General features: G+C 69.6%; 13 protein-coding genes. 6 read left to right on the forward strand and 7 right to left on the reverse strand.

Translation table 11 applies throughout. The features are described 5' to 3' along the window. The 4 genes from ACR2FV_RS11940 to ACR2FV_RS11955 all read left to right on the forward strand — a co-directional run. Positions 1–242, forward strand: a 242-nt coding sequence (locus ACR2FV_RS11940; RefSeq protein ID WP_434015918.1) for a hypothetical protein, incomplete at its 5' end; no start/stop codon positions are given. A gap of 36 nt (positions 243–278) precedes the next feature. Continuing rightward, positions 279–677, forward strand: coding sequence for a hypothetical protein (locus ACR2FV_RS11945; protein WP_434015919.1), 399 nt, complete (start codon positions 279–281; stop codon positions 675–677). Between the two features lie 213 nt (positions 678–890). After that, positions 891–1,529 (forward strand): TetR/AcrR family transcriptional regulator, encoded by a 639-nt coding sequence (locus tag ACR2FV_RS11950; RefSeq protein ID WP_434015920.1) that lies wholly within the window; start codon positions 891–893, stop codon positions 1,527–1,529. A gap of 60 nt (positions 1,530–1,589) precedes the next feature. Continuing rightward, positions 1,590–2,240 (forward strand): DUF2867 domain-containing protein, encoded by a 651-nt coding sequence (locus tag ACR2FV_RS11955; protein ID WP_434015921.1) that lies wholly within the window; start codon positions 1,590–1,592, stop codon positions 2,238–2,240. Positions 2,241–2,418: 178 nt separating this feature from the next. On the opposite strand, the gene ACR2FV_RS11960 is transcribed toward ACR2FV_RS11955, so the two are convergent. The 5 genes from ACR2FV_RS11960 to ACR2FV_RS11980 form a co-directional block, all read right to left on the reverse strand. Continuing rightward, positions 2,419–2,823, reverse strand: coding sequence for a type II toxin-antitoxin system VapC family toxin (locus tag ACR2FV_RS11960; protein WP_434015922.1), 405 nt, complete (start codon positions 2,821–2,823; stop codon positions 2,419–2,421). Beyond that, positions 2,823–3,083: a type II toxin-antitoxin system Phd/YefM family antitoxin gene (locus ACR2FV_RS11965; protein WP_434015923.1), complete on the reverse strand. Its 261-nt coding sequence runs from the start codon at positions 3,081–3,083 to the stop codon at positions 2,823–2,825. Before ACR2FV_RS11965 ends, ACR2FV_RS11960 begins: the two co-directional genes overlap by 1 nt. Positions 3,084–3,405: 322 nt before the next feature. Continuing rightward, positions 3,406–3,879, reverse strand: a complete 474-nt coding sequence (locus ACR2FV_RS11970; RefSeq protein ID WP_434015924.1) for a VOC family protein — start codon at positions 3,877–3,879, stop codon at positions 3,406–3,408. A gap of 45 nt (positions 3,880–3,924) precedes the next feature. Beyond that, entirely contained in the window at positions 3,925–4,242 is a 318-nt protein-coding gene (locus ACR2FV_RS11975; RefSeq protein ID WP_434015925.1) for a PIN domain-containing protein, read from the reverse strand. Continuing rightward, positions 4,239–4,517, reverse strand: coding sequence for a FitA-like ribbon-helix-helix domain-containing protein (locus ACR2FV_RS11980; protein WP_434015926.1), 279 nt, complete (start codon positions 4,515–4,517; stop codon positions 4,239–4,241). Before ACR2FV_RS11980 ends, ACR2FV_RS11975 begins: the two co-directional genes overlap by 4 nt. A 47-nt stretch (positions 4,518–4,564) precedes the next feature. Here ACR2FV_RS11980 and ACR2FV_RS11985 point away from each other — a divergent pair, with 47 nt between their 5' ends. After that, positions 4,565–5,611, forward strand: coding sequence for an NAD(P)-dependent alcohol dehydrogenase (locus ACR2FV_RS11985; RefSeq protein WP_434015927.1), 1,047 nt, complete (start codon positions 4,565–4,567; stop codon positions 5,609–5,611). Between the two features lie 55 nt (positions 5,612–5,666). Here ACR2FV_RS11985 and ACR2FV_RS11990 read toward each other — a convergent pair whose 3' ends face one another. Then, the gene (locus ACR2FV_RS11990; protein ID WP_434015928.1) at positions 5,667–6,077 is read right to left on the reverse strand and encodes an SRPBCC family protein; all 411 of its coding nucleotides are present in this window, start codon (positions 6,075–6,077) and stop codon (positions 5,667–5,669) included. Between the two features lie 665 nt (positions 6,078–6,742). Between ACR2FV_RS11990 and ACR2FV_RS11995 the strand changes: the two genes are divergently transcribed. Beyond that, positions 6,743–6,892, forward strand: coding sequence for a hypothetical protein (locus tag ACR2FV_RS11995; protein WP_434015929.1), 150 nt, complete (start codon positions 6,743–6,745; stop codon positions 6,890–6,892). 16 nt (positions 6,893–6,908) lie between these two features. Here the strand turns inward: ACR2FV_RS11995 and ACR2FV_RS12000 are convergent. After that, on the reverse strand, positions 6,909–8,163 hold a 1,255-nt coding region (locus ACR2FV_RS12000; protein ID WP_434015930.1), incomplete at its 5' end, for an SDR family NAD(P)-dependent oxidoreductase.

Below are 8,163 nucleotides of genomic sequence, written 5' to 3' on the forward strand. Positions count from 1 at the left end.
TTTTCCGTCCCGAAGCTTTGCGGAGGTTGCTGTCCGTTGGGCTGGTTCTGCTGGGCGCGGTCACCGTCTTGGCGGTCCCTTTCCTTGGCCGGTTCGGCGCGCGCGCCAGCAACCCAACCCTGCTGGACCGCAACTACGTCGGGGGCTACCTGGCGATCGCCGCGCTGGTCCTCATCTGCGTGGTCGTGGCCTCGGTGGTGCGGGCCCGCCGCTCCGCCGACGCCACCGCATCAGGGCAATAGCGCCAGTCTCCTCGACGGTGAACTCGGGCCGAACCAATGGACCCCACCGCCCGCCCGCCGCTGGACGCGGGGTCTCTCATCGACGTACTCGCGACCGAGGGTGTGCACTGGCTGCTCACCGGTTCCGTCGCGCTGCAGCACCTCGGCGGCGATATCACCTCCCACGACCTCGACATCATCCCCGCCACCGACGCTACTGCGTTGATGAAGTTGCGAAACGTTCTGATCGCCCTCGACGTCGTCCCCACCCTTTGCGGCACCTACGACGACTTGCTCCCACAGAGCATCACGATGACCGTCGAGGGCCGCAACGTCCGCGTTCGGGGGCCCGAACCTGATCTTCGACCAGGTGTCGCGACAGTCTCCTCCCAAGGACCGCCACCGAGCCGAGGAATACGCCAAGGTGGCCGCGCGGATGCACCGGACCAGCTCTGATCGGTCGCGCGGCCCCGACCGGTGGCCCGGCCACGGTGGGTGGGGTGCGGGCGAATATCGATGTGGTGCTGCCGCATCTGGATGAGCGGCAACAACGGTTGGTGATGGCCGGGGAGGCACGCTCGCGTCGCCCAGGAGGATCGGTTGCCTTGCTCGAGCACGGGAAGGTAAGTAACATACATTCGTGCATGTACGTTGACGTGTCATTGGCGGATGGGCGGCCGGATGAGTACTGAGGCTTCTTCTCGACCGACCCAGCTTGAGCGAAGGGCGCGCACACGCGACGCGCTGCTCGAGTCGGCGGCACGGGGTATATCCCGGTACGGCTACGGCAACCTCGTGCTAGAGCGGGTGGCAAACGACGCCGGCTACACGCGTGGCGCTCTCTACCATCTGTTCAAGGACAAGGAGCACCTGACTCTGGCCGCCTTCGAATGGGTCCTCCAGACCTGGGACCGGGAGGTGGGACGAGCCATCGAGCTTCAGTCCGACCCCGTCGCTGCCCTGCTCACTCTGGCGCGATGTCACGCCGTCTTCTGCCGGCGTGACATCGCGCGTATGGCGGTCGCACTGCGGCTGGAGTTCTCGGGGCAAGACCATCCCGTCGGGCGCGAGGTCGAGCGGAACTACGAGCTGCTCGTCAGGCACTGCGTCCGGCTGATCAAGGCCGGCCGCAGGGCGGGAGCGATCCCACCTGGCGCCCCGGCCAGAACCCTCGCGCTCGCCTTCCTCGGTGCGCTCGAAGGAACCGTGATCGAGCTGGCCGGCCAGGCTCCGCACGACGAGCGCCTGGCGGCTCGCGCCGTCGCAGGGGTCCTCGGCCTCGACCCCCTTGCGGCGACACGCCACTGAAACGAAAGAGAGACCCCGAACATGAAACTTCCGAACACCGCGCCCCGGATCGTCGGCGAAATGAAGCTTCCGAACGCCGCACACACCTCCCGGCCCTGGCGGATTCATGAGATCGCGCCCGACTTCCGCCTCGAGGACGTGTGGGTGTTGCCGACCCCGGGAGGACCTGACGACTTCCCGCGACTGGTGCGTCAGTTCGCCGCGGGCGACACGTCGGACAACCCGTCTTGGGCCGCCCGCATGCTTTTCACGATTCGCTGGAAGCTCGGGGAGCTGCTCGGCTGGGACGACCCGGACTCCGGAGTCGGCTGCCGGGTGCCGACGTTGCGCGACCGCTTGCCGGCCGACCTGCGCGATGCTCCGGCCGGCCCGGAGTTCCCCAACCTCCCGTTCCGTTCGCTCTACCTGACCGACACCGAGTGGGCGGCAGAGCTGGTCAACCAGACCGTGCACGCGGTGTTGCACATGGGGTGGGTCCCGGACGATGCCGGTGGCTACCGCGGCCAGATAGCGGTCCTGATCAAGCCCAACGGCCTGCTCGGGAAGGTCTACTTCGCCGCAATCACGCCGTTCCGCTACCTGATTGTGTGGCCGCCGCTGATCCGAGGCATCGGACAGCAGTGGCAGGCCGGCATGCTGTGGGCCGGGGTATCGCCCAAGAGCACCATTTCCCCGGACCCCTCACCGCCAGCCCAATCCGGCGAGGTCTGAGCGCGAGCCACCCGAGCCGATGCTCGATCCGATGGTCGCCGGGCATGTGCACGACGGCCGGTTCGGCGACGAGCCTGGCGAGCCCGTCGTTGTTGCGGTTGATGATCCTGCAGCGGCACAGTCACCGGCCGCGGCTCGTGCCGGCGTAGCGTTCGGCGGCGGGTACCCAGCTCGAACGTCAGACACGGATGACATCAACACCTCTGGCGCCTTCGAGTGGGCGGAAGTCATCGTCTTGCGTGACGACCGGAAGTCCGTGGGCGGCCGCGGTAGCCGCGATCCACAGGTCGTTGACGTTGACGCGCCGGCCGGTCTCGGCAAGGTGCACCCGCAGACGGGCCCATTCGGCCGCGACCTCGGCATCGATCACGAGCACTTCGATGTCGGCCGTGGATTCCAGGGTGGCCAACCGCCGCGCGCGAACGTCGAGGTCGGCGGTGATCAGCACCCCTGCCTTCAGCTCGGCGATCGTCACCGGGCAGATGGCGCTCTGGTCCGGTAGCAAGCCGATGTTCATCGGCCGGTCCGACTCGAGGGCTATGAACACACTCGTATCGAGCAGGCCCTTCGCCGCGGGTGTCATCAACGAAGCGGAGCGAGATCATCCGTGGTATCGCCCGCCAGCACCGCCAGATCCTCGCGAAGTCCGGAGTCGGCCTGCGCGCGGCCCAGGCGCCGCGTGAGCTCTGCACGTGCGATCGGTCGGCGACGCACCGCAGGCACCGGCGTCAGCTGCGCGACGGGACGACCGCGAGAGGTGATCGTCACCTGCTCACCCGCTTCCACCCTGCGCAACACATTCCCAGTGCGGTTGCGGAGCTCTCGTGCTGCCACCTCGGTCATGCGACAAATGTAGCACTCCTGTAGCCCTCGGTTGGGCGACGCGTGCCTGGCCCAGCGGTCTTGCGACGTCGCCGCGACGGAGGGGCAAGGTGAGCGCTCCTCATCGGCCAGGTCCATCGACCAGGTCGAGGGTGTACTCCACCAGCACGGGGTCAGGAGCGAAGGAGGTGCGGCTGAGTCGGCCGGTCGAGCTCCAGCCGAGCTTCTCGTAGAACCTTCGTGCCCGCTGGTTCTCCCCAGGTGTCCTTCGCCGTGCCGAAGTGGAGCAGTTCAGCGCCCCGGGTCGCCGCGAACCCGACGATGTGGTCGCTGTCCCAGTCGGTCACGACGACATACGCCCGCACGTCCGGGTCCACGAGCTCCGCGGTCCACCGGGCCAGGACCCACTCGGTGGGGAAGGGGTGGGTGGCCGGCCGGCCGGGTCCAGCAGGACTCGCACGGTCTCCTGCGGCTGGTCTGCCGCGAGCCGGGCCCCGCACTCCTGTGCCCACGAGGTCGCCTCCTCGAGGTCCTCGACGTCGATGTCCAGGTGCTGGGTCGCGACCGGCCGGCCCCTCTCGGCGGGCCAGACCGGGGTCTGCCAGCACTCCTCATACTCCACGTTGACGGTGACCGACCCACCCTCGCGCGACGCTCGTAGCTGTGCCCAGCCGGCCTCCGGTGGCTCGCCCGGCCGGGCGGGATCCTCGTCGTGGACCGTGGTGCCGAGCAGTTGGGCGTAGAAGGCGGCGAGCGCGCGCGGGTCGGGCGCGCCGATCGTGACCGAGGTGAGCCGCAGGCGGGGCGGGTCGCTCATGGCTGTGCTCCCTACGGGAGGGGTCAGTTGAGCCAGCCTACGACGCTACGACTCCTCCGCCCAGGGGTCGAGGAGAGTCAGATCCAGATCGGTGAGCTCCTCGACGTCGGCGTAGTGTTCGGCGCACTCAGTGGTCAGCGGCAGGCACACGGACAAGCCCGACAGCGCGATGTCCAGGGTCTCGGCGAGCGCCCGCTTGCGACGGCCGTCCGGCAGCAGTCGGATCCCCGCCGCCAGCTCGGCTCGGTTGATGACCGTGGTGACCGCCACCTCAGGTAGGTCCCCCAGCCACCGCATCACACCGGGGTCGGCATGCGGACCACGCATCACCTCGGACACGACGTTGGTGTCGAGGATGATCACCGGGTTTGGGCCGGGTCGGTCTCGTTGCGGAAGTCGGCCGCGGTGGCCGGCGTGTCGGGTGCGGTTTCGAGGTCGACACCGCCGACCTGGACCGCGGCCTGCTGCAGCATCTCGATCCAGGTCAGGTCGGCTCGCTGGGGTGCGTCGAGCGTGGAGCGCAAAATCTCGCGGGCCTCGAACTCCATCGACCGTCCGTTGGCGGCTGCGCGAAGTCGTAGCCGCCGCTTGGTGTCCTCATCCAGCTGACGGAGACGAGACCGTGTGGAATACCTCACGTCACGCCGTGTTGCCCCAGCGTCCCCACCATCGACGCAGGAGAGATATGTCTGTCACCCCCGCACTATCCACCGCCGGCCCCGGCGCCCCGCTGAAGGCCACCACGATCGAGCGCCGGGACCTGCGTCCCGACGACGTCGCCATCGACATCGCGTATGCCGGGATCTGCCACAGCGACATCCACCAGGTGCGCGAGGAGTGGGGCGCCTCGATCTTCCCCATGGTTCCCGGGCACGAGATCGCCGGCACCGTCTCCGCTGTCGGCGACGGCGTCACCACATACCAGGTCGGGGACCGGGTCGGCGTCGGCTGCCTGGTCGACTCGTGCGGCGAGTGCGAGTACTGCCGGGGCGGGCAGGAGCAGTTCTGCGTCAAGGGCGCCGTCGTCACCTACAACGGCGAGGGCTACGACGGCGAGAAGACGATGGGCGGCTACAGCCGGCAGATCGTGGCCAGCGAGCGCTTCGTGCTACGCATCCCCGACGGCATCGAGCTCGATGTCGCCGCGCCGCTGCTGTGCGCCGGCATCACGACCTACAGCCCGCTCAAGCGCTGGGGTGCCGGCCCGGGCACGAAGGTCGCCGTCGTCGGCATGGGTGGTCTCGGGCACGTGGCGGTGAAGTTCGCCGTGGCGCTGGGCGCCGAGGTGACCGTGCTCAGCCAGACCACCTCCAAGAAGGACGACAGCCTGCGCTACGGCGCCGTCGACCACCGAGCGACCTCGGAGGAGTCGACCTTCACCGACCTGGCCGCGACGTTCGACGTGATCATCAACACCGTCAGCGCCAACCTGCCGCTGGACTCCTACCTGTCGACGCTCAAGCCCAACGGCGCCATGGTCAACCTCGGCGGGCCGAGCGACCCGTGCGAGTTCAGTGCCTTCTCCCTGCTCGCCGGTGGGAAGGTGATGGCCGGCTCGATGATCGGTGGCATCGCGCAGACCCAGGAGATGCTCGAGGTCGCGGCCGAGCACGGCATCGGCGCGGAGATCGAGCTCATCAGCGCCGACCAGGCCGACGAGGCCTACGACCGGGTCGTCAACTCTGACGTGCGCTACCGCTTCGTGATCGACACCTCGACGATCGAGGCCTGAGACTCACTGTCCGGCCCGTCGGCACCCGATCCGGGGCCGGCGGGCCGTCGCCTGCTCAGCCGTGCTTGGCCTCGGCGGCCCGCTTGATGCCCTTGGCGGTGCGCTGCACCCCGGTCTCGACATCATCGGCCTGCGCTCGCTCGCTGTTGATCCGCAGTGTCAGCTCGCAGGAGGAGTCACCGGCGGAGTCGATGTCGAGCTGTCCCTGGTAGTTGTTCGGGCCCTCCGAGCCCCAGGTCAAGGTCTTGCCCTCCTCCTTGACCGTGAACCACGCCTGGCCCTCGACCTCCCGGGCCGGTTGGTCGGAGGGGTCGATCTGCGCGGTGACCTGCACGGTGTCGTCGCCGGTCCGGTGGGCCGAGGTCATCTGCGGCAGGTACTCCGGCAAGTTCTCCACGTGGGACAGGTAGGTCCACAACTGCTGCGCGGAGACGTCGATCTGCACGGTGCTGGTGTGTGTCGTCATACCTTCGACGGTAGGTCGAATGGCGCGTCCCTGCCCGGTGAGCGGCCGGCAGCGACCGGGAGCCCTGGGTGAGCGAGCAACACCATGTCGTATGCCGAGTCACTGGCAAGAAGCGACTGCTTTGGCAGAGACGACGAGCATGGCAGGCAGGCTCGATGTCGACACTCGGCTCAGTGCGGAGGGCCGCGTGGTCATCCCGGCGGCCGTGCGGTCGGCGTTGGGGGTCGGGCCGGGTTGCCGTGTCCGATTCGTGGTCAGTGATGGCGAGGTCAGGCTGCTGACGGCTCAGTCCCTGCTGGCCGCGGTGTGGGCCAACAACCATGACGGCGCCATCCTGCCCGGCCTCGTCCTCACCGAGTCGATCGCCGTGACTCGACGCAGGGGCAACCGGAGCACTGCTGGCCAGATCCACGAGGCGCTGAGTGCTTTGGGTCTGCGAGTCGAGCACCCGACCGACGCAGACCTGGTCCGGGCCGCCGAGCTCTCGGAGGTCTCGACTGCTCACCCGGGGCCGGCGTCGTCCCCGGGGCCTCGCGAGGCGATGCTGTCCCTCGGTGATTCGCTCATCCTGGCCGTGACGGAGCGGCTCGGCTGCCTGGTCTTGACGCGCGATGCCTACGGGAAGTGGATGGTTGGTGGCCGCCCTGGAAGCCACACACCCCACGGTGAGGAAGCTCGACGGGCACTGCGCCGAAGCGGGCACGCTCATCATCTCCGCGCACCAAGCCATCGACGACATCCTGCGATGGACGCGTGCCGGACGGGCCGCGCTGCCGGAGGTGACGGCGGACGCCCTTCCGGCTGCTGCCTGCTGACGCGTGATCGGGCCGATCACCGGGGGGCGCCGGTGGGGACGCCGGCCTCCCACAGGCGGCTGACCAACCGCGCGAACTCTGCGGGCCGCTCAACCTGCGGGAAGTGACCGGTGTCGGGCAGCAGCACCGTGCGCGCGTGGGGGAGGGCCTTGGCGGCCGCTTTCAGGTGAGCGGCGGGCAGCACCTGGTCCTGCTCGCCCCAGACGATCAGGGTGGGCACGGGGTAGGCCGTCAGCCGGGCCAGCAGCTCGTCTCGCCAGGGTTGGTGCACGCCGCGGACCCCACCGACGGACAGCAATGCCTCGCGGAACGCCTCGGCCCGGCCGGGGACGGCGGCCAGTGCCATGGCCCGGTCGACCCGCGCATCGGTGGCCAGGGAGGGATCGGCATACAGCGAGCGCTCGACGGCGACGGTGCGCGACCGGGAGGAGTGGGTCAGGTGCACCGGGCGCTGCTCGCCGAGGGCGCCCAGCGTCGCCACGGCGGTCTCGGCGAGCACCTCCAGGCTCATCCCGCCGGGGGCGACCGGGGTGTGGCCGAACCCGGGGAGGTCCAGGCTGATCACCCGCTGAGCGACCAGCAGGTCGCGCTGTTCGCTCCAGTCCTCCAGGCTGCGGCCAATGCCGTGCAGCAGCAGGACCGGCTCGGCGCTGTCCGCGCCGGTGACCCGGAGGCGTACCTGCGTGCCACCTGCGTCGAGGGTGCGGAGCCCCGGCAAGGCGTTGACCGTGGGCGCGACGCGGTCCGGGCCAGGGGTGTTCGGCTCGGGTGCCCTTCGCCGGGTGCTCCGGCGGCGCTCGACTCGTCGCTGGGCCGCGGCGAACAGCGAGCCGCCCGCGGTCGGCGCGACTCGCTCCAGCAGGTCCAGCGCCACCGCGTCCTTGCCCACCAGCACCTGGGCACGGCGCCGCTCCACACCGCGCAGGATGATCCGCGCGGCGTCAGCCGGATCGATCCGCAGCAGCCGGTCGAACGCCTCCCGCCCGGCCTTGGCCTCCTGTTCGTCGAGGCCCTCGCCGGTCCGGGAGTCCAGCGCGATGCGGGTGCGCACCCCGCCGGGGTGCACGCTGGTGACGCCGACATCCCGGTTGGCCAGCTCGTGCCTCAGCGCCTGGCTGAAGCCGCGAAGGCCGTACTTGCTGGTGGCGTAGGCGGTCTGCCCGGGCGGGGCGATCAGCCCGAACAGCGAGGACACGTTGACGATGTGGCCGCCGGGGCGGGCAGTGAGCGCGGGCAGGAAGGCGCGGACCAGTGCGATCGGGGCGTGCAGG

This window comes from Ornithinimicrobium sp. (genome assembly GCF_051004135.1).
Classification (GTDB): domain Bacteria; phylum Actinomycetota; class Actinomycetes; order Actinomycetales; family Dermatophilaceae; genus Ornithinicoccus.